15 protein-coding genes are annotated in these 20389 nt (G+C 73.7%); 7 read left to right on the forward strand and 8 right to left on the reverse strand.

All coding sequences use genetic code 11. The annotated features are described in order from the left end of the window. Positions 1-128 precede the first annotated feature (128 nt). Complete coding sequence (locus ACFFHU_RS12035; protein ID WP_377338178.1) at positions 129-1400, reverse strand: TadA family conjugal transfer-associated ATPase; 1272 nt, start codon at positions 1398-1400, stop codon at positions 129-131. Continuing rightward, on the reverse strand, positions 1397-2500 hold the full coding sequence (ssd, locus tag ACFFHU_RS12040; protein ID WP_377338180.1) for a septum site-determining protein Ssd: 1104 nt from the start codon (positions 2498-2500) through the stop codon (positions 1397-1399). The genes ACFFHU_RS12035 and ssd overlap by 4 nt, the downstream gene beginning before the upstream one ends. Positions 2501-2867: 367 nt before the next feature. Here ssd and ACFFHU_RS12045 point away from each other — a divergent pair, with 367 nt between their 5' ends. After that, positions 2868-4175 (forward strand): hypothetical protein, encoded by a 1308-nt coding sequence (locus ACFFHU_RS12045; protein ID WP_377338182.1) that lies wholly within the window; start codon positions 2868-2870, stop codon positions 4173-4175. Positions 4176-4648: 473 nt separating this feature from the next. Continuing rightward, positions 4649-5455: an HAD family hydrolase gene (locus ACFFHU_RS12050; protein ID WP_377338184.1), complete on the forward strand. Its 807-nt coding sequence runs from the start codon at positions 4649-4651 to the stop codon at positions 5453-5455. Between the two features lie 108 nt (positions 5456-5563). On the opposite strand, the gene ACFFHU_RS12055 is transcribed toward ACFFHU_RS12050, so the two are convergent. Then, positions 5564-6322 carry a Fic family protein gene (locus tag ACFFHU_RS12055; protein WP_377338186.1) on the reverse strand — a complete coding sequence of 253 codons (759 nt, stop codon included), beginning with the start codon at positions 6320-6322 and terminating at the stop codon, positions 5564-5566. Positions 6323-6508: 186 nt separating this feature from the next. Between ACFFHU_RS12055 and acs the strand changes: the two genes are divergently transcribed. The 4 genes from acs (at position 6509) to ACFFHU_RS12075 (ending at position 13049) form a co-directional block, all read left to right on the forward strand. Further along, a complete protein-coding gene (acs, locus tag ACFFHU_RS12060) occupies positions 6509-8497 on the forward strand; it encodes an acetate--CoA ligase (protein ID WP_377338187.1) in 1989 nt (662 codons plus the stop codon). A gap of 332 nt (positions 8498-8829) precedes the next feature. Beyond that, positions 8830-11277, forward strand: a complete 2448-nt coding sequence (locus ACFFHU_RS12065) for an immune inhibitor A domain-containing protein (RefSeq protein WP_377338270.1) — start codon at positions 8830-8832, stop codon at positions 11275-11277. Positions 11278-11451: 174 nt separating this feature from the next. Continuing rightward, positions 11452-11967 carry a hypothetical protein gene (locus ACFFHU_RS12070; protein WP_377338189.1) on the forward strand — a complete coding sequence of 172 codons (516 nt, stop codon included), beginning with the start codon at positions 11452-11454 and terminating at the stop codon, positions 11965-11967. A gap of 140 nt (positions 11968-12107) precedes the next feature. After that, positions 12108-13049 carry an alpha/beta fold hydrolase gene (locus ACFFHU_RS12075; protein WP_377338191.1) on the forward strand — a complete coding sequence of 314 codons (942 nt, stop codon included), beginning with the start codon at positions 12108-12110 and terminating at the stop codon, positions 13047-13049. Between the two features lie 36 nt (positions 13050-13085). Here ACFFHU_RS12075 and ACFFHU_RS12080 read toward each other — a convergent pair whose 3' ends face one another. Both ACFFHU_RS12080 and ACFFHU_RS12085 read right to left on the reverse strand, forming a co-directional pair. Continuing rightward, complete coding sequence (locus ACFFHU_RS12080) at positions 13086-13451, reverse strand: UCP033725 family protein (protein WP_377338193.1); 366 nt, start codon at positions 13449-13451, stop codon at positions 13086-13088. Beyond that, on the reverse strand, positions 13448-16585 hold the full coding sequence (locus ACFFHU_RS12085) for an SseB family protein (RefSeq protein ID WP_377338195.1): 3138 nt from the start codon (positions 16583-16585) through the stop codon (positions 13448-13450). The genes ACFFHU_RS12080 and ACFFHU_RS12085 overlap by 4 nt, the downstream gene beginning before the upstream one ends. Before the next feature lie 160 nt (positions 16586-16745). On the opposite strand from ACFFHU_RS12085, the gene mycP reads away from it, so the two are divergent. Further along, entirely contained in the window at positions 16746-18053 is a 1308-nt protein-coding gene (gene mycP, locus ACFFHU_RS12090; RefSeq protein ID WP_377338197.1) for a type VII secretion-associated serine protease mycosin, read from the forward strand. Positions 18054-18114: 61 nt separating this feature from the next. On the opposite strand, the gene ACFFHU_RS12095 is transcribed toward mycP, so the two are convergent. From ACFFHU_RS12095 to eccB, 3 genes are all read right to left on the reverse strand, one after another. After that, the gene (locus ACFFHU_RS12095; protein ID WP_377338199.1) at positions 18115-18408 is read right to left on the reverse strand and encodes a WXG100 family type VII secretion target; all 294 of its coding nucleotides are present in this window, start codon (positions 18406-18408) and stop codon (positions 18115-18117) included. Between the two features lie 21 nt (positions 18409-18429). Further along, positions 18430-18747, reverse strand: coding sequence for a WXG100 family type VII secretion target (locus ACFFHU_RS12100; RefSeq protein WP_377338201.1), 318 nt, complete (start codon positions 18745-18747; stop codon positions 18430-18432). Between the two features lie 164 nt (positions 18748-18911). Further along, the gene (eccB, locus tag ACFFHU_RS12105) at positions 18912-20297 is read right to left on the reverse strand and encodes a type VII secretion protein EccB (RefSeq protein ID WP_377338203.1); all 1386 of its coding nucleotides are present in this window, start codon (positions 20295-20297) and stop codon (positions 18912-18914) included. Positions 20298-20389: the final 92 nt, after the last annotated feature.

Below are 20389 nucleotides of genomic sequence, written 5' to 3' on the forward strand. Positions count from 1 at the left end.
GGCGTGCCGTGTCACCGGCCAGTCAGACGCCGTCCGTCGGCGGGCTGCGCCCGCCGAGCGGCCCAGGGGACCTGGCCAGCACAGAGCCATCGCCGCGAGGATCACCGCCAGCGCCGCCCGCACGCCGGTCATCGGCACTCGCCGGCGGGCGCGACCGGCTCAAGGCACCCGGCGACCTGCTCGGCGGCGCGGCGGGCGGCGGCCAGCACGGGCGTGGTGAGCACCGGTGGCACCGCCACGCCCCGGTCGGCGATCAACCGGGCCAGCACGGGGCGGGCCGGTCCGGCCCCGGTCGTCCGACGCCAGGCCGGCAGCACCGTCACCAGGCGCTCCGGCCCGTACGGGGCGAGCAGGCAGACCGACTCGACGACGCGGCCCTCGGGTCGGCGTCGGACCTGGACCAGCACCTGCAGCGCCGCCGCGACCTGCGCGTGCAGGGCTGCCCGGGGCAGGCCGCCGAGCATCCCGAGCGCCTCCAACCGGGCCGGTACGTCCCGCGGGGCGTTGGCGTGCAGGGTCCCGGCCCCGCCGTCGTGCCCGGTGTTCAGCGCGCACAGCAGATCGACGATCTCCCCGCCCCGGCACTCGCCGATCACGAGCCGGTCCGGGCGCATCCGCAGTGCCTGCCGAACGAGGTCGGTCAGCCCCACCGACCCGCAGCCCTCGACGTTGGCGGTCCGGGTCTGCAGCCCCACCACGTGCGGGTGCACCGGCCGCAGCTCGGCCGCGTCCTCCACCAGCACGATCCGCTCGGTCGGCGGGACCAGGCCGAGCAGGGTGTTGAGCAGCGTCGTCTTGCCTGAACCGGTACCGCCCACGACCAGGTAGGCGAGGCGGGCCGCGATCAGGGCGGTGAGCAGTTCGGCGACCGGCTCGGGCACGGTCCCGTGGTCGACCAGCTCGTCGAGGGTGAACGGCCGCTGCCGGAACGTCCGGAGCGACAGGTACGGACCGTCGGTGGCCACCGGCGGCAGGACCGCGTGTAGCCGGGTGCCGTCCGGGAGCCGGGCGTCGGCGAACGGCGCCGAGTCGTCCAAGCGCCGCCCGCAGGAGGCGACGAGCCGCTGCGCCAGCCGGCGGACGTCCGAATGGTCGCCGAGGGTCAACGGCACGAGCCGGAGACCGTCCCCCCGGTCCACCCACACCCGCGCCCCGTTCACCAGCACATCGGTGACGGCCGGATCGTCCAGCAGCGGAGCGAGCGGACCGGCGCCGGTCAGCTCCTCGTGCACCCGGGCCGCCGTCCGGAGCAGGGTGGTGTCACCCAACACGGCCGTGGCGGGCTCCTCCCGTACGGCGGCCACCACGGCGGCCGGGGTCACGGCCGTACCGCGGACGGCGAAGCGGCGCCGTACCCGCCCGGCGATCTCGGCGCCCGCGCCGCCGGCCCGCTCGGTCATGCCGCACCGGCCGCGGGCGCGCCGATCACCCCGGCCACGATCCGCTGGCACAGCGTGGCCAACGGTCCGTGGCCGGACGAGGCCGGCGCCTCGCCGCGTTCGAGGCCGCGCCGCAGGCCCGGCTCGGGCCGCAGCGTTCCGGCCAGCGGCAGGTCCAGCGACCGGGCCACCTCGCGGGCTCGCAGGCCGCCCGGAGCCGGTCCGCGGACCACCACCGACAGCTGCGGGCAGTGCGCTGCGGCGGCCCGCGCCACCCGGGCCGCCGCAGCGGTCGCGCGGAGCTCCGCCGGCACGACCAGCAGCCCGAGGTCGGCGGCCTGGAGCGCGATCACCGCGGCGTCGTCGAGCTGCCTGGGCAGGTCGACGATCGTGACGTCCCGACCGCGCCGGCCCGCGTCCAGCGCGGCGGCCATGGCCTCGGCCGGCAGGTGCACCGGATCGCCCCGATCCCAGGACAGCATGACCAGGTCCCCGCGGCCGGGCAGCGCCCGGACCAGGGCCGGCGGGTCGACCCGCCCATCGGCCTCGCGCAGCGCCGGCCAGCGCAACCCCTCAATCTCCTCCCAGCCGAGCACCAGATCGAGGCCGCCGCCGAGCGGGTCGGCATCCACCAGCAGGGTGCGCAGCCCGCGCCGAGCCGCCGTGATGGCCAGACCGCCGGCCAGGACGCTGGCGCCGGCGCCGCCCCGACCGCCGATGGACGCGATCACCCGCCCCGGGCCGGCGGCGCCCGCCGCCGGAACCGTCTCGGCGAACCGGTCGACCACCCATGGCTCGGCGGCCGGCAGGATGGCCACATGCTCGGCGCCGACCAGCTCGGCCACCTCCCAGCCCGGGTCGACCTGCCCGGACCGGCCGACCAGAACGAGCGGAGACCGGTGCGGCAACCGGGCCCGAAGGCAGGACTCGGCCTGATCGGCGCCGATCAGCACCAACGGCGCCCGGGACCACCGGACCCGGGCGGCCGCCGGGTCCGGTGCGACCTCGACCTCGGTGCCGGCGGCCGCGGCCAGCCGGAGCAACTCGTCGAGGAGCGGTCCATCGGCCGTGACGACGAGCGGAAGGCGTCGTCCGGTATCGGGAACCGTACGGGTGGACATGGTGTGCCTCCGGCGGCTGGGGCTGACTGGACCTGGCCAGCCTCGTGCTCCGGCGGACCTCGTGGCGGTGGGCGAGTGGGATCTGTGGATGGTCGGCCCGGCTGTGGAAAACCGCCGAAAAGCGGGTTGATCTGCTATGGCCGCCACCCGGGGCCGGCGAAATCCCGGCCGGTCCGGATGCCGGGCGGCCACCGGTGGGAGGACGGGCCGAGGCAGCGCCGCGGCGCGGGCGCGGTCCGGCGGGGCTGACCGGCGGATCAGGGGCACACGGGAGGGCGGATTGCTGCTTCGATGACCGTACGGCGGGCCGCCCCGCGCTCACCCGCGCATCGAGCCGCCGCCATGATCCCGATCAGACAGGGAAAACGTGACCACTTCATCCGTACCCGGACGGACGCGGCACGCCGCGCTCGCCGCACTGGCGCTGGCGGCCTCGGTCGCCGCGCTCCTGCCCGGCAGCGCCGCCTCGGCCGCGCCGAAGCGGGCCGACCTGGCGTTCGAGTTCCGCCCGACGCAGACGGAGATCTCGTACCTCGGCGGCATGGGCGCCCGAGCGTTCATCCAGGCGGTGGCGACGAACGTCGGCACGGTGGCCGCCCCCGACGTGACCTTCCGGTTCACCCCGCCGCCCGGCGCCCGGATGGATCCGGCGGAGAACGAACCGTTCGGCTGGACCTGCGACGCGTCGGCCGCAACCTGGTCCTGCACCGGCCCGGATGGGGTCGAACCCGGTCGGGCCGAATACCTCAACCTATCGGTCTTCCTTCCGGCCGGCACGATCGGCCACACCCTGACCTTGGGCGGCTCGGTCTCGACCACCGCGACCGAACGGTCGCTGCGCAACAACACCGGCAAGATGACCTTCACGTACGTCGTGCCGCGTCCGGCCGACCTCGTCGTGAACAGCGTGTCGGTCGTCCCGGCCTGGCAGGTCAAGGCGGACGAGCAGTTCGACGTGTACGTCGAGCTGGACAACATCGGCGGTAGCCCGGCCGAGAACGTCAGGGTCCGCGTCCCGCTGCCCGCGACCGTACGGCCGGTGTCGCTCGACCCGGAGTTCGCCGGCTGGACCTGCGCCGTTGTGGGCGCCGACCCGGACCGCGCCGTCGAGTGCCTCCGAACCGGCGCGTACGACATCTCCCAGCCCTACAACCTGCTGCGCCTTCGCATGGCGGCCGGCCCGGGCACCCCGGAGGGACCGCTGACCTTCGCCGCCACGGCGTCGACCAGCACGGCGGAGGTAAGCGCCGTGAACAACACCGCGCAGGGCAGCACCGTCTATGTCGCCGAGGGTGTGCTGGCCGGACGGGCCTGGCTGGACGACGACAGCGACGGCCAGCGCGAGGCGGGCGAGCCGAGCGCGTACGGCACGGTAGGCAAGATCGAGTTCGTGCTGGAGGGCACCACGCCGAGTTGGGACGTGCCGATCACCTGGATCTACGAGGACGGCACCTATTCCATCCGGCTCAAGCCCGGCCGGTACGTGGCGAACGTCTATCTCCGGGAGGGCGTGCCCTACGGATTCACCACGTCGGACATCGGGGATGAGGCCACGGACTCCGACATCGTCGGCAGTGTCGACGGTTACTACAAGCGCGGTTGGAGCGCCGTGGTCGACGTCACGGACGGCGGCCAGACCACGGTCGACGTCGGCCTGGCGCCCAGCCTGCCATAGCCAGCCGCTTACCGAGCCGTGATCGGCCCCGGCGACCACCTAGGCGTCGGGGCCGGTCTCGTAGCGGTGCGGGGCCTGCTCGTCGTACCGCGTCGGCGGCCGGCGGGAGCGCCGCGCGCACCCGGGGCAGGAAACACGGACCCGGGGCAGAAAGGAGACGACCCCCGTCGGGGGGTGACGGGGGTCGTCTGCGGGTTCGGCTCCGGGGGGGTTGAGTCGAACCCACTCAGCGGTTACGGGGGGTGCAACCGCCGAGAGTCCAGCTATGAAACTGTGTCGTAGATACAAGCATGCCTGAGCCGACTTGTATACGTCGAGTGGCGACAGCGTCCACTCCCTGCAAATTTCCGCGAACACAGCGTGTCACATGGCGCCGGAGTGAACTGATGCTCGGATCAGGATCGGCCTCGGCGTGTGCCGGTGTGACCCCGGGCACCCGCCGACGATAGCCCACCCGGCTAGACTTGCCCGCCGTGGGCCGAAGTGCCGCCTTTTTCGATCTCGACAAGACCGTCATCGCCAAGTCGAGCGCCTTGGCATTTGGTCGGCCGTTCTACCGGGACGGGCTGATCACCAGGCGGGACGTCGTGAAGTCCGCGTACGCCCAGTTGATGTTCCGACTGGGCGGCACGGACGAGCAGACCATGGCCAGGACCAGGGACTACCTGGCCGCGCTCTGCAAGGGGTGGCCGGTCGAGCAGGTCCGCCAGATCGTCGCGGAGACGCTGCACGACCTGATCCACCCGTACGTGTACGCCGAGGCGGCCGCGCTGATCGAGCAGCACCAGGCCGAGGGGCGGGACGTGGTCCTGGTCTCCGCCTCGGGCGAGGAGATGGTGCGGCCGATCGGGGCGCTGCTGGGGGTGACCGACGTGATCGCCACGCGGATGTCGGTCAGCGACGGGCGGTACAGCGGCGAGGTCGAGTTCTACGCCGCCGGCCCGAGCAAGGTCTCGGCGGTGGGCGAACTGGCCCGGGATCGGGGATACGACCTCTCCGAGTCGTACGCCTACTCGGACTCGATCAGCGACCGGCCGCTGCTGGAGTGCGTGGGCCACCCGAGCGCGGTCAACCCGGACCGCGCGCTGCGCAAGCTGGCGACCGAGCAGGGGTGGCCGGTCCTGGAGTTCCGGCACCCTGTCCCGGTCGGCCGACGGCTCCGGGAACGGCCGGCCGTACCGGTCGCCGCGGCCGCGCTCGGCGTCGGGGTGGGCGTGGCCATCGGGGTCGCCTGGTACGGGCGGCACCGGCGGGCCCGCGCCGTCGGCACCACCGCCTGAGCCGCGACGAAACCCCGCACCGTGCCCCGCGGGCGGCCGCCGTGCCGGCAGCAGCGGTGTTAAGAAGGGGCCCTTCCTATACAAAAAGCGATAACAAGGGGCCCTTCCTTACAGCTCGTCGGCGACCTGGGTGAGCTGGGCGGCGCCCAGGTCGACGGCCGTCAGGTAGTGCCGCAGCCAGGAGCGCAGGCCGTCGGGGGTGCCGGTGGCGAAGGCGCCGGCCGCGCCCACGTACTCGGGCTCTCGCTCCTGGTGCCCGACTTCGACGGCCACCAGGCCGCGCGGGTCGAACCCGGTGGACAGCAGGGTCAGCCGCGCCGCGGCCCGGGCCACCACCCCGGACGGCCCGGCGAACGGCCGCAGCGCCAGCAGCTCGCCGTGCACCACGGCCGCCAGCACCAGCGGCGATCCGGCGGCCCGGCCGGCCACCAGGTCGGCCAGGCCGTCGAGCCGGGCGGCCAGCGCCGAACCCGCCGGCCCGCCGCCCGCCAAATCGCCGACCGGCCGACCGAGCTCCTCGGCCGGTACGACGTCCCGGGCCGCCAGCACGTGCAGCCGGGCCAGCACCTGCCGGGGGGCCCGTGGCCACTGGTCGGCCAGCCCCGGCAGCGCGCCGGCCACCCGCAGCGCGCCCTGGACCACCGGATCGGTGACCGTGCCCGCCCGAACGCTCTCCCGGTCGTACCCGTGTCCCTCCAGCGCGGCGCTCGCCACCGCGGACCGCAGGCTGATCTCGGCCGCCACCTGACCGCCCTGCCGGCGCAACGCGCGGTGCCGCAGTGCCTGGTCGACGCGGTCGCGGGCCCGCTCGACGGCCGGCGCGATGTCGGCGAGGGCGAGCAGCGGGGCGAGCGGATCGGTGGTCACGCCCGCAACGCTAGCCAGCCGGCCCGGCCGGCGCGGCGGGGGTACGGCAATACGCCGCCTCCGCGTCCCGGACCGGCCGCTCGGCGCGTTGCCCTGGTCGCCGGCCCGCCCGCGGTCGCGGCGCCCGGGCCGGCGCGACTAGATTCGCCAGAGACATACGTCACGGGAGCGGAGGGACAGGCTGAGATGAGCGAGACGCTGGCCAATCTGTTGAACGAGACCCGGGCCTTCCCTCCGCCGGACGCCCTCGCCGCCGACGCGAACGTGACCGCGGCGGCGTACGACGAGGCGGCCGCGGACCGGCTGGGGTTCTGGGCCGACCAGGCCGGCCGACTCGACTGGGCCCAGCGGTGGGAGCAGACGCTGGACTGGTCCAACCCGCCATTCGCCAAGTGGTTCGTGGGCGGCCGGCTCAACGTGGCGTACAACTGCCTGGACCGGCACGTGGCGGCCGGCCACGGCGACCGGGTGGCCATCCACTGGGAGGGTGAGCCGGGCGACACCCGCACCATCACCTACGCCGAGCTGCTCCGGCTGACCTGCCAGGCCGCCAACGCGCTGACCGATCTCGGGGTGAGCGCGGGTGACCGGGTCGCCATCTACCTGCCGATGATCCCGGAGGCGGCGGTCGCCATGCTGGCGTGCGCGCGGATCGGCGCCACCCACAGCGTGGTCTTCGGCGGCTTCTCCGCGGACGCGCTGAGCAGCCGGATCGCCGACGCCAGCGCCAAGGTCGTGATCACCGCGGACGGCGGGTACCGGCGCGGCAAGCCGTCCGACCTGAAGTCGACCGTCGACGAGGCGGTGGCCCGCACCGACACCGTCGAACACGTGCTGGTGGTACGCCGCACCGGCGAGCAGGTGAACTGGGGCGACAAGGACGTGTGGTGGCACGAGACGGTGGAGACCGCCGCCGACAGCCACGAGGCGCAGGCGTTCGACGCCGAGCACCCGCTGTTCATCCTCTACACCAGCGGCACGACGGCCAAGCCCAAGGGCATCCTGCACACCACCGGCGGATACCTGACCCAGGTGTCGTACACGACGCACGCCGTGTTCGACCTCAAGCCGGAGACGGACGTCTACTGGTGCACCGCCGACATCGGCTGGGTCACCGGGCACTCCTACATCGTGTACGGGCCGCTGTCCAACGGCGCCACCCAGGTCATGTACGAGGGCACGCCGGACACCCCCAACAAGGGCCGCTTCTGGGAGATCGTCGACCGGTACGGGGTGAGCATCCTGTACACGGCGCCCACCCTGATCCGCACCATGATGAAGTGGGGCGAGGACATCCCCGCCGAGCACGACCTCTCCTCGCTGCGCCTGCTGGGCAGCGTCGGCGAGCCGATCAACCCCGAGGCGTGGATGTGGTATCGCCAGCACATCGGCAAGGGGAACTGCCCGGTGGTGGACACCTGGTGGCAGACGGAGACCGGCGGGATGATGATCTCTCCGCTCCCCGGGGTCACCGCGGCCAAGCCGGGCAGCGCGATGTCGCCGCTGCCGGGCATCGTGGCCGACGTGGTGGACGACCAGGGGCAGCCGGTGCCGAACGGCGGCGGTGGCTACCTGGTGCTGAGCGAGCCGTGGCCCTCGATGCTTCGCACGATCTGGGGCGACGACCAGCGCTTCCTGGAGACGTACTGGTCGAGGTTCGGTGCCGGCGCCAACCAGGGCGACGACTGGGTCTACTTCGCCGGCGACGGCGCCAAGAAGGACGACGACGGGCACCTGTGGCTGCTCGGCCGGGTCGACGACGTGATGCTGGTGTCCGGGCACAACATCTCGACCACCGAGGTGGAATCGGCGCTGGTCTCGCACCCGTCGGTGGCCGAGGCCGCGGTGGTGGGCGCGACCGACCCGACCACCGGGCAGGCCATCGTGGCCTTCACCATCCCGCGCGGCAACATCGATACCGAGGGTGACGCGGGCGAGGCGCTCATCGCCGAACTGCGCAACCACGTGGCCAAAACGCTCGGCCCGATCGCCAAGCCGCGCCAGATCATGCTGGTGCCAGAGCTGCCGAAGACCCGGTCCGGCAAGATCATGCGGCGGCTGCTGCGGGACGTGGCCGAGAACCGGTCGCTGGGTGACGTGACCACATTGCAGGACTCGTCCGTAATGGAGCTGATCTCCACCGGTATGCGATCCGCCACGTCCGACGAGGACTGAGCGCCGCTCCGAAGCGGGTCCCGGTCGCGGCGCGGCCGGGACCCGAGGCTTCGGCCGGCGCGGTCGGAGCCGGCGCCGTTCGGCAGGCGCTAGCGCCTGACCAGGGTAGGTCAGACAGCCGGACCGGCCTCGTCCGAACGGGTCCCCTTATTACATCGAGCGCTGCAACAATCAAAATCCTGCAATAAATCAGCGTCAGGTACTTCCCATGGTTCCCACAGGTGTCTAGGTTCACAGAGGTCCCATCTGTTGGGGCCAACTTCCGCTGGCATCAGCCTCCCCCTTGATGCCGGTTTCCCCTACACCGGAGGTACCACGTGCGCAAAGTCGCAGTGGGGCTACTTGGGTTGTCGTTGACCGCGACGGGCGTGGCAATGGGCCCGTCCGCATCGGCCGCGCCCGCGATCAAGGCGAAGGCCGTAGCCCCGGCCGCCGCCGACGCGGCCCCGCCCTCTGACGAACTGCCCAACCCGCTCGAGGACAAGCGGCGCGCGCTGCGCCAGGAGGGCCTCACCGACGTTCTGAACGGTCAGGCCAAGCCCGTCGAGAAGAACGGCAGCACCGTCGTCAAGGTGGGCAAGACCGCCGGCGCCGGCCCGGCCGGCAACGCCGGTGCCCGCACGCTCGCGGCCGGCAAGCAGAAGGACCAGTACGTCGAGCTGGCCCGGGAAAAGACGGACCACATCTTCGTCATTCTCACGGACTTCGGCAACGAGCGTGACCCGCGGTTCCCCGACCAGGACACGAACCCGAACATTCCGGGTCCGACCAAGTTCGACGGCCCGCTGAACAATCAGATCCCGGCGCCCAACCGTGCGGTGGACAACACCACCGTGTGGCAGCCGAACTACGACGCCGACCACTACCGGCAGCTGTACTTCGGCAAGGGCAAGGGCGTCGAGTCGGTCAAGACCTACTACGAGACCCAGTCCTCGGGGCGCTACAGCGTCGATGGCGAGGTCACCGACTGGGTCCGGGTCAAGTACAACGAGGCCCGGTACGGTCGCTCCAGCGACGATGTCCCAGACGCGAAGCCGGGTGTGCCGCCGAAGCCGGGCGACGACCCGAACGTGTGCGACTCGCACGTCTGCAACAACACCTGGGACCTGGTGCGGGACGCGGCGAACCAGTGGGTCGCGGACCAGAAGGCCCGGGGCCGGACGGACGCGCAGATCGCCGCCGACATGAAGCAGTTCGACCAGTGGGACCGGTACGACTACGACGGCGACGGCAACTTCAACGAGCCGGACGGCTACATCGACCACTTCCAGATCGTGCACGCCGGCGGTGACGAGGCCGACGGTGACCCGGTCCAGGGTGAGGACGCCATCTGGAGCCACCGGTGGTACGCCTACGGCACCGACGTCAACAAGACCGGCCCGGCCAACAACAAGCTCGGCGGCACCCAGATCGGCAACACCGGCATGTGGATCGGTGACTACACGATCCAGCCCGAGAACGGCGGCCTGAGCGTCTTCGTTCACGAGTACGGCCACGACCTGGGCCTGCCGGACGACTACGACACCTCGGGCGCGGGCGACAACCCGGTCGAGCACTGGAGCCTGATGGCCCAGAGCCGGCTGAACGCCAAGGAGGACCAGGCCCTCGGCACCCGCCCGGGTGACATCGGCGCCTGGCAGAAGCTGCAGCTCGGCTGGCTCGACTACGAGACCGTCAAGGCGGGCAAGGAAAAGACCCTCGATCTGGGCCCGCAGGAGTACAACTCCCCCAAGGCCCAGGCCGCGGTCGTGGTGCTGCCGAAGAAGTCGGTCACCACGGATCTCGGTGCGCCGTTCGCCGGCACCAAGCAGTACTTCTCCGGCAACGCGGACAACCTCAACAACACCATGACGAGGGAGTTCGACCTCACCGGCAAGACGTCCGCGTCGCTGTCGGCGAAGGTGCGGTACAACATCGAGAAGGGGTACGACTACATGTACCTCGAGGCGTCGGCCGACGGCGGGCAGAACTGGACCGCGCTCGACGGCACGGTCGACGGCAAGGCCTTCGACAAGGACGCCAGCGGCACTCCGGCCCTCGACGACTCCACCGAGGGCAAGTGGGTCGACCTGAACGTCCCGATGAACGCCTACGCCGGCAAGAAGGTGCAGTTCCGGTTCCACTACGTCACCGACGGTGGTTTCTCCGCGGGCGGCTTCTTCGCGGACAACATCACCGTGACGGCGGACGGCGCCACCGTGCTCAGCGACGGCGCCGAGGCGGCCACCACGTGGGCCCTCAAGGGCTTCTCCATCGTGGGTTCGTCGGTGACCAAGCTGTACGACAACTACTACATCGCTGGCAACCGGTCGTACGTCTCGTACGACAAGTACCTCAAGACCGGCCCGTACTACTTCGGTTACATGAACAGCCGGCCGGACTACGTCGACCACTTCCCGTACCAGCAGGGTCTGCTCATCTCCTACTGGGACACCTCGCAGGTCGACAACAACGTCAGCGACCACCCGGGCCAGGGCCGGAACCTCTACATCGACGCCCACCCGGACACCATGTACAACCTGACCGGCAACCCCTGGCGGACCCGGGTGCAGATCTACGACGCTCCGTTCAGCAAGCTGAAGGCGGACTCGTTCACCCTGCACATCAACGGTCAGCCGCAGTACATCCGCGGTCAGGCCGCACAGCCGCTGTTCGACGACACGCGGAACTACTTCGACCCCGACCTGCCGAACCACGGCGTCAAGGTGGCCGGTGCCGGAGTCAAGATCAAGGTCGTACAGCAGAACGGCACCTCGATGAAGGTCAAGTTCTTCTCCTGACCGGCTGAACACCCGCGTCTGCTGACGCGATGCACCATCCGATGCCCGGAACCGGTTCGCCGGTTCCGGGCATCGGCCCGTTTCGGGACACCTTTACGCAGGTTGATCCCCCGCCGCGGCCCAGCCGAGAAAACGAGGAGGGAACCGGCGGCCCGCCGGCCGCGTCGAAGAGGCATGTCGTTGAAGCACCGCACCTCCGGAGCGCTCCTGGGCGTACTGCTGGTTCTTGGTCTGGGCGCCGCCGGGTGCGGCGGCCCGAAGGGAGACGCCGTGCCGGAGGAGAGTTCCGTCCCACCGAGCAGCGGCGCCCCCAGCGGGCCCGCCGGCTCAACCGGACCGGCGGAGCGGACCGAGGCGCCGCGACCGACCGGACGGCCCGGCGAGGCGTCCAGCCCGCCGCCGCTGTCCAACCCCGTACCGCCCACGCTGCGCCCGGCCACCAGGCCGCCGGACAATCCCACCGACCAGGTGCGCACCGACGTCATCGGCGGGTGGATCACCCGGGGCGGCTCCGGGCCGTGCTACGGCCTGGTCGACGACAACGGCGTCGAGTACGCGCTGTACGGGCCCACCGCGGGCGCGCTGGCCAAGGGAACCCGGGTGGTGGTCCGCACGGCCCCGACAACGGCGAAGGTGGACTGCGGCCCGGGGCGGCTGCTGGCAATCCGCAGCGTGCGCCGGCAGACCTGAGTGACGCGCCCGGAAGAGACGGCTCACCCGAAAACCGGCGCCGCCCTCCGTACCGGACAGCCGGCCATCACCCGGACGTTTCCCCGGTCCGACCGGTAGGGCCCGGTCGGCCGGCCACCGCGCCGCCTAGGCTGTTCGGCGTGAGCGACCGCAGCGAACGCCGGCCGACGGCCGTCGACGAGTCCTGCGTGCTGACCGACGGCCCCTGGACGCACCGGTTCGTGGGCGCCAACGGGAGCCGGTTCCACGTGGTGGAGGCCGGCACGGGACCGATGGTGCTGTTCCTGCACGGCTTCCCCGAGTACTGGTGGGCCTGGCACGAGATCCTGCCCGCCGTGGCCGACGCGGGCTTCCGGGCCGTCGCGGCCGACCTGCGCGGCTACGGCGCCAGCGACAAACCACCCCGCGGGTACGACGGGTACACGCTGGCCGCCGACGTCGCGGGGCTGATCCGGGGGCTGGGCGAGCGCACCGCCACCGTCGTGGGCACGGGCGTGGGCGGCATGATCGGGTGGGCCGCCGCCTCCTTCCACCCCAGCCTGGTACGCCGGCTCGTGGTCCTCGGCGCGCCCCACCCGCTCCGGCTGCGTACCGCGATCTTCGCCGATCCGCGCGGCCAGTTCGCGGCCGCCACCCCCACGCTGCGGTTCCAGCTGCCCCGGTACGAGCATGTGCTGACCCGCAACGACGCCGCGCACGTCGGCGAGATCCTCACCCGGTGGGCCGGCCCGGACTGGGTACGCGGACCCTCGTTCCCCGGCTACCTGCAGCGATACCAGGAGGCCATGCGGATCCCGCAGGCCGCCTTCTGCGCGCTGGAGGGCTACCGCTGGGCGTTCCGTTCGGCGTTGCGGTTGCACGGGTACCGGTTCGTCAAGCTCATGCAGAAGCCCATCGTGACGCCCACCCTCCAGCTGCACGGCGCGCTCGACCGTGCCTCACTGCCGCGCACCGCGCAGGGCTCCGGCCGGTACGTCATCGCGCCGTACGAGTGGCGGCTGCTGGACCGGGTCGGCCACTTCCCCCATCTGGAGGTGCCCGACCTGGTGCTCGGCGAGGTGCTGCGCTGGGCCAAGAGCTGAGCCGGCGGCTGCCCGACCGGTGGCCGGCGGGGCGCGTCAGACCCGCTGCTCCCGCAGGTCGGTGACCTCGCTGGCCCGCACCCAGCCCTGATAGACGCCGTACTCGAAGGTTTCCAGGCCGAGGGACTGGGCGACCGGCCAGCGCCCGCCGGTGTATTCCAGCCGCAACCAGCCGTCCTCGGCCGCGAGCACCACGAACGGATGGCCGCGCCAGGAGCAGACGGTACGGACGTACACCAGCTCGCCGGCCTCGCCCGCCGGCAGAACCCGCACGTACCGCCCGGGGTGGACCTCGGCGAACCCCTCGGCCGGCTCGGACAGGTAGATGCGGACCCGGTCGCCGTCCGGGCTGGCCTCGTACTCGCGACCCTGCCACCGGGCGAGGTAGCCGTCCCGGATCATTCGGCCGCCGCCGCTACCCAACCGAGCCGGTCGGCGTCGAGGGTGGCCACCAGCCGCTCGGCGCCGTCGGCGCCGAGCCGCACCAACTGCGCGCCATGCGGCAGCCGTACGCTGTCCACCTTGAACTCGGCGATCACGTCCGTGCCGTCGCCGGGGGCGAAGCCGTTCCCGCGAAACGGGGGCCGCTCGATCATCCAGCCCTGCATGGCCCGCCTGGCCTCCTCGGTCCGCCCGCCGTAGGGGATCCGGTAGAGGTCCGGCCGGTACGCGGGCCAACGCAGCAGGTAGATCTCGTCCGCCCCGGAGTCGAACGGCGAACCGGGATGGCGCAGGCCGAGGGCACCGTACAGCTCGGCCGGCGCACGGAGGTGTGCGACCTCGCTGGCCCGTTGCACGAACCCGGCGACCCGGTCGTAGCCGCGCTCCAGGTAGTAGCCGACCTGGCTGGGCGCCACCGCCTTCTGCATCAGCACCGGCGCAGCGGCCGGTTCCGGCGCGGCCGGCGCGGCCACGGGCGCTTCAGACCCCCGGTCCTCGGCCACGGTCGTGGCGGGTTCATCCTCGAGACCGGCGTCGTTGGCCCAGTTCGCCAGCGCCAGCACCTGGTCGCCGGGCAGCTTGGCCCCCACGGGCGTGCCCGGGTTGACGGCGAACGACCAGGACGGATCGGGCCAGCGGCGGATCAGCTGCACGAACGAGACGGTCGCGGTGGGCGTGTCGGGCGGCAGGTACTCGGTGAACCGCTCCGGCGAGGTGAACACCACCACGAAGCGGTCCTCCCCCAGCGGCTCGCTCCGCCACCGGAACCCCGGATCCCCCGGTCCCGCCCCGGATGCCGACAACGCGTCGACCGGCAGCAGCACCCGGGCCAGCAGCAGGGTGGAGAGGAAGTCGTCGGTGCTGCCTGCCACGGCCGCGTCGTACAGGCTCTCCTCCACCTCGTTGGCCGGCACGAATTCGGCCGTGGCCGCCGGATCGCCGATCGCCCGGTCGTCCCCGGCCGCGGTCCCCGGATCGGGCCCGGCCGCGGTACCCGGATCGGGCCCGGCCGCCGGGTCGGGGACGCCGGCCGATTCGGGCGGGATCGCCGCGCGGGCCCCGCCCGCCAGGTCGGTCCTGCTCACCGCGACGGGTACGGGCGAGGCGGCCTCCGTTGGCCCGGCAATGGCCTCGCTCGACGCGGCCCCGACCGGCTCGCCGCTCGGCGGCTCGTCCCCGGTTGCCCCCGCCGGAGCGGCCGGTTCGGCCCGCCAGACTGCCGGATCATCCGCCGCCTGCGTCGCGCCGCCTAGCCGCGCGTCGGGGCTGACCGGTTCGGCCGGCTCGACCAGCGCGCCGTCGATGATCACCGGTCGGTCGCCGGCCGGTCGCTCGGCCGGGATCTGTGCCATGGACTCGTCGGACCAGGGCGGCTCCGTCACCTCTGTCGGCTCCACCAGCGCCGCGGCGGATCGGTCCGGCTCCACCGACGCAGCGGCGGACAGGTCCGGCTCCACCGACGCCGCGGCGGTCCGGTCCCGCTCCGCCGGTGCCATGTCGGGCTCCAAGGGCGCCGCGGCGGACCGGGTCCGGTCCAGCACTGGGTCGTCGGCTCTCGACCCCTCCTGCTGGGCCGGGCCGGCGCGCTCTCCCAGGCTGTCGGCGGCCGGCCGCCAGAATCCGGTCGGCGCGGCGTCCATCGGCCCGGCTTCGATGACCGGCGCCGGGTCGGCGGCGCGCGGCGCCGACTCCATGCTGGACGGCACCGAGCGGGCCACCAGCGGCTCTCCGACGGCCGTGGCCGCCGGCTCCGGCGCGGAGGCCGTGGCCGCCGGCTCCGGCGCGGAGGCCGTGGCCGCCGGCTCCGGCGCGCGAGTGACCAGCACATGGTCATCTGCAATCGGCAGGTGCTTGGCGGGGGCCGGCGCATGGTCAACGAGGGCAGGCGCGTGGTTGGCGGAGCCCGGCGCATGGTCAACGAGGCCCGCCGCGTGGTTGGCGGGGGCTGGGGCATGGTTGGCCGGAACCGGCGCATGGTTGGCCGGAACCGGCGCGTGGTTGGCCGGAACCGGCGCGTGCTCGGCTGGCACCGGCGCGCGCTCGGCCAGGGCCGGTACATGACCGGCCGGGGCTGGCGCGCGATCGGCCGGGGCCGGTGCGGGACCGCTCCGGGCCGGCACGTGGTTGTCCGGGAACGGCGCGTGGTCGACGGCAGCCGGCTCACCCGGCGCGAAGGATGGTGGCGGCGGGCCGAAGGGTGCGCCGGCCGGCCGGAAGGGCTGCGGTGCCGGTCGGAGCGGCTGGGAGTGCGGCCGGGTGGCGCCGTTTCCGTTCCCCCGGCTCATCGCCGCGCGCAAAGAATCGGCCGCCCACGAATCGGCCGTCCGGGTCGGGAAGTCAGGCCGCGCCGCCGTCGGCGCGACCTCGGCAACCGGCGCCGCAGCCGCCGGTCGCGATCCCGATTCCCCGGCAGGGGCCGGTCCCCGGCCGCCGGGACGGGCAGCGGGCCAGGACTGCGCCGCCGGCGAGGGCTGCTCGCCCCCCGGGCCGCCGGACCGGTGCGATTCGGGCCGCGGGCCGCCGGACCACTGCGCCCCGGACCGCTGCGCCCCGGACCGCTGCGCCCCGGACCGCTGCGGCCCGGACCGCTGTGGCTCAGACCGTTGCGGCCCGGACCGCTGCGGCTCAGACCGTTGCGGCTCGGACCGCTGCGGCTCTGCGGGGCCGGGCCGGTTGGCGTCCGCGCCGTCGGACCGGTTGGCCGCTCGCCCGGGCAGCCGCACGTCACCGCGGGCCAGTTGCACCACGAACCACGCCGGCAGGTAGCCCTCGATCGGCAGCCCGGGGTTGACCGCCAGCCACCAGTGCTGGCTGGGCCAGCTCGCCGCCAGCTCGCCGTACCGGACTCGGCGGGTCGGGCCGGCGTGCTCGCCGAGGCAGGCGACGGCGGCCGACGTCGAGGTGAAGGCCAGCACGTGGGTCCGCCCGTCGGCGGTCCAGGTGCCCCAGCCCGCGCTGTGGCCTCGATCCCCGTCCGGGACCGGTAGCAGCAACTCCATGCGCGCCAGCACCAGGAAGTAGCGCTCCTGGTCGTCCTCGCGGAGCGCCTCCCGCAGGGCAGCCTCCGCCTCGGTGGCCGGCTCCCATTCGGTCACGGCCACCCTCCCTTCCGCCTGTCGAAGCCGCGGGCTTCGCGTACAACCTACAAGGGCCGAAGCATGATCATAATTTTAGGACGATTAAGTCCTTGAACGCCGCTACCAGCCCCGCAGCGGTAACATGCCGTGCCGAACCCGACACTTTGCGGAGGTGGGCATGCCGCTGCCACGGGCCACCGCACCGGTCCTGCTCACCCTCGCGCTGACCGGGTCCGGCACCGCGCTGCCGGCCGCCGCGGCGCTGCCCGCGGCAATCCCGGCCGCCGCGGCGCTGCCGGCAACCGCGGCCGCCGCCGCGCTCCCGGCCACCGCGGCACTCCCGGCCGGTGCCGCGGTTCGGATCCGGGCCGCGGCGCCGGCCTGCGGTTCGCCCGCCGTGGTTCCGCCACCGGCCCCCGGTACGCCCTGGACACAGCGCCGCTACCCACCGGAACCGCTGGCCACGCTGGCCACCGGCAGGGGTGTCACGGTCGCGGTCATCGACTCCGGTGTGGACGGCGCCCATCCACAGCTGGCCGGTCGGGTGCTGGCCGGCGCCGACTTCCTGGATCCCGGCGGCGACGGCCGCCGGGACTGCACCGGGCACGGCACGGCGGTGGCCAGCATCATCGCGGCCCGACCGCGGGCCGGTACGCCCCTGCGCGGGCTGGCGCCGGACGTACGGATTTTGCCGGTGCGGGTCAGCGAGTTGCAGTCGGTCGACGGCAGGGAGTCCGGTCGGACGGCCAGCCCGGAGCGGTTCGCCGAGGCGATCCGCTGGTCCGTCGAGCACGGCGCGGACGTGCTCAACATGTCGGTCGTGCTCTACACCGACGTTCCGGCGGTCCGGCGAGCCGTCGGCTACGCGGTGGCGCACGGCGCCGTGGTGGTGGCCGCGGCGGGCAACCTGCACGAGGCCGGCGACCCCCGGCCGTACCCGGCCGCCTATCCGGGGGTGATCGGGGTGGGCGCGATCGGTCCGGACGGCCGACGCGCCCCATACTCGCAGGTCGGGCCGTATGTCGACCTGGTAGCGCCGGGGAGCGAGGTGCTCGCGGCCACCACCCGGCACGGCACCGGTCGGCACGACGGCACCAGCTATGCCACCCCGTTCGTCAGCGCCACCGCGGCCCTGGTCCGGCAGTACCGGCCCACCCTGAGCGCCGCGCTGGTCGGCGAGCGGCTCCGCGCCGCCGCCGACCCCGCCCCGGAATCCGGGGCCGGCTATGGCGGCGGGGTGCTGAATCCGGAACGGGCCATCACCGAGCGTCCGGCGGACCCGCGGTGGACCGGCGCGCCGGCCGCGGCCCTCCCGGAGGCCGGCCGGCCCGATGCGGACCGGGCTGTCCGTCGGGATCGCGCCCGGGGCAGGGCCCTGCTGGTCAGCGGGATCGCCGCCCTTGCCGCGCTGGTCGCCGTGGGGGCGGCGATGGTGGCGCCGCGTGGCCGGCGCCGCCGCTGGGCCGCGCCGGCCGACCGTTCCTGATCGCCGATCGGCGCGGCCAGGCCAGGCCGGGACTGGCTGGGCCTCGCCGGGGCCTAGCCGGTCACTGGAACATGCCGGCGTTGCGCCGCTCGGTGCTGAGGTAGTCGGCGGCGGACTCGTCGACCGCCACCCTGATCTCGCCGAGCATCTGCCGCAGATCCTGAGCCGCGGAGCGCCACCGGGCCTGGCGCTGCTCGTACGCCTGCCGGGCGGCGCCCTCCCAGGTGGCCACCAGCGGCGCGGCGTCCCGTTCCAGCTGACCGAGCTGGGAATCCAGGGCATTGACGGCGCGCTGGATGTCGGCGCTGGCCTGTTGCAGCGCCGGAAAGCTGACCACGAGCTGGTCATCATGCATGGCTGAGCCTCCGTGTCTGCTCTACAGCGGCAACTGGATGCCGCGGTTGGTGCGGGCCACCCGGCTGGCCGCCGCGCTGTCGGTGGCGTCGTACTGCTGGCCGGCCGTCCGGATGGCGCCGGCCGTCTCCCGCAGCGCCCGCTGGATCGCGGCCTGGTCCTGCGACCACTGCTGCTTGACCTGCTCGAAGGAGCGGCCGCCGGCGCCGCGCCAGGTCTGGCGCAGGCCCTCCAGCTCGGTCATCAGGCTGGTCAGCATCGCCTGCAGCGCTTCGTCGGCCCGCTCGAACCGCGCCGCCGTCTGCCGGAGCACCTCGGCCTCTGCCCGCGTCTGGGCCACCGGACCTCACCCCGCCTTCTTTTCCTCGGCCCGCGCCGGTCGCGCCGGCGCGGGTGACTCCAACGTCATCGGTCAATTTCCGCCGCCGACGCTATCCGCTGGCGCGCACCGCCGGTAGCCCCCTCGTGACTCCTGTGGATAACCCCCGCCCCTGTGGACAACCGTCAGGGCCCGGGCGGGGCCGACCGGGCCAGCCGAGGGTCCAGGGCCGGCCCGGCGGGTAGCAGCGCCACCACGGCGGCGGGCAGCTCCACCGGCCGGACGTCGCGGTAGCCGAGCATGGCCTGTACCTCCGGATCGGGTACGGCGTACCGCCGGCCGAGGTCCGTGACCACGCAGGTGGCGCCGGCGGGCGCGCCCGGGGCGGACATCGCCCGGACCAGCGCGCCGCCGCCGGCCGGTACGACGATCCGGTCGGCGCGGATCTCGCCGGGCGTACCCGATCCGCTGGCCAACCCGGACGCGTCCGGCGCGGCGGCGCCCAGCCGGAGCTCCGGCGTCGCGGCCGTGCCGGGCTCGATTCGGCCGCACAGCGCGGACCCGGCGGCGTCCACCAGGCCCGGCGCCACGGCCGGCGGCGCGGTGTCGCCCTCGGGCGCCAGGTCGGGCAGCTTCGGCGCGGCGGCGAACCGGCTCTGCGGCAGCTCCGTCGGCGCCGGCTGGCCGCCCGCGGTGAGCAGCAGGTCGGCCTGGAGTTGCGTGATGCCGGCCAGGCCCGCGGCCGCGGCCACCGCGTACTGCCGGGCGCCGCCCTGGGTCTTTACCACGAAGACCTCGCCGATCGTGGCGCCCGGCATTCGCGACGGCCGTCCCACCCCGGCCAGCGGCACGGCTCGCAGATCGGCGCCGGGCGGCAGCGCCGCCAGCAACGCGGGCGCCACCGGCACGGCGCGCCGGCTGGTCCACGCCAACGCCGGCAGCACCAGGCCGGGATCCCGGATGAGGTGGCGGCGGCCGTGCCAGAGCAGGTGCAGGCTGCCGTCGGGATGGCGGGCCAGCACGCCCTCGTCGGTGAGGGCCCGACCGGGCGGCGACCCGGCGAGCCGCACCGTCGAGGTCGGGGCCACCCCGTCCGGACCGGCCGGCGTGGAGCAGACCGTCCAGGCGCCACCGGCGAGCCGGCCGGCGGGGGGCAGCGAGTCGGGGGCGCCGACCAGGCCGAGTGGCGCGCCGCGGGGCGCGTCCCGGATGGACCGCTGGGACACCAGCACGGTACGGGGCGCGCTGCCGCCACCGATGATGAGCAGCGCGGAGGCGTAGTTGAGCACCGGATGCAGCCGTCCGTCCCGGTAGACGTACCGGGCCCCGGTCTCCCGCTCGACGACGACCGCCGAGGTGTCCCGGTAGTGATCCGCGCCGGCGCCGGTGAACCCGCCGTACAACGCGGCCGCGCCCAGGCCGATGCCGGCCACCAGCAGGCCGGCCAGCGCCGCCGTGGCCGAGCGGCGGAACGGCGACCGCGCCGGGTCGGTCTCCCGGAGCACCAGCGCGGCCACCACCCGCGCCACCATGAACTGGTACGAGTGCAGCTGATCCTGCCGTGACGGCACGGCGCCTCCCCGGGTGCGCGCCTTCCAACGATTCTCGCCGATACGATAGACAGCTCGTCGACGGTGAGCGACGGCCGTGTCGACGCCGGGTG

Origin of the sequence: Plantactinospora siamensis (genome assembly GCF_042434095.1) — a bacterium.
GTDB lineage: Bacteria > Actinomycetota > Actinomycetes > Mycobacteriales > Micromonosporaceae > KBS50.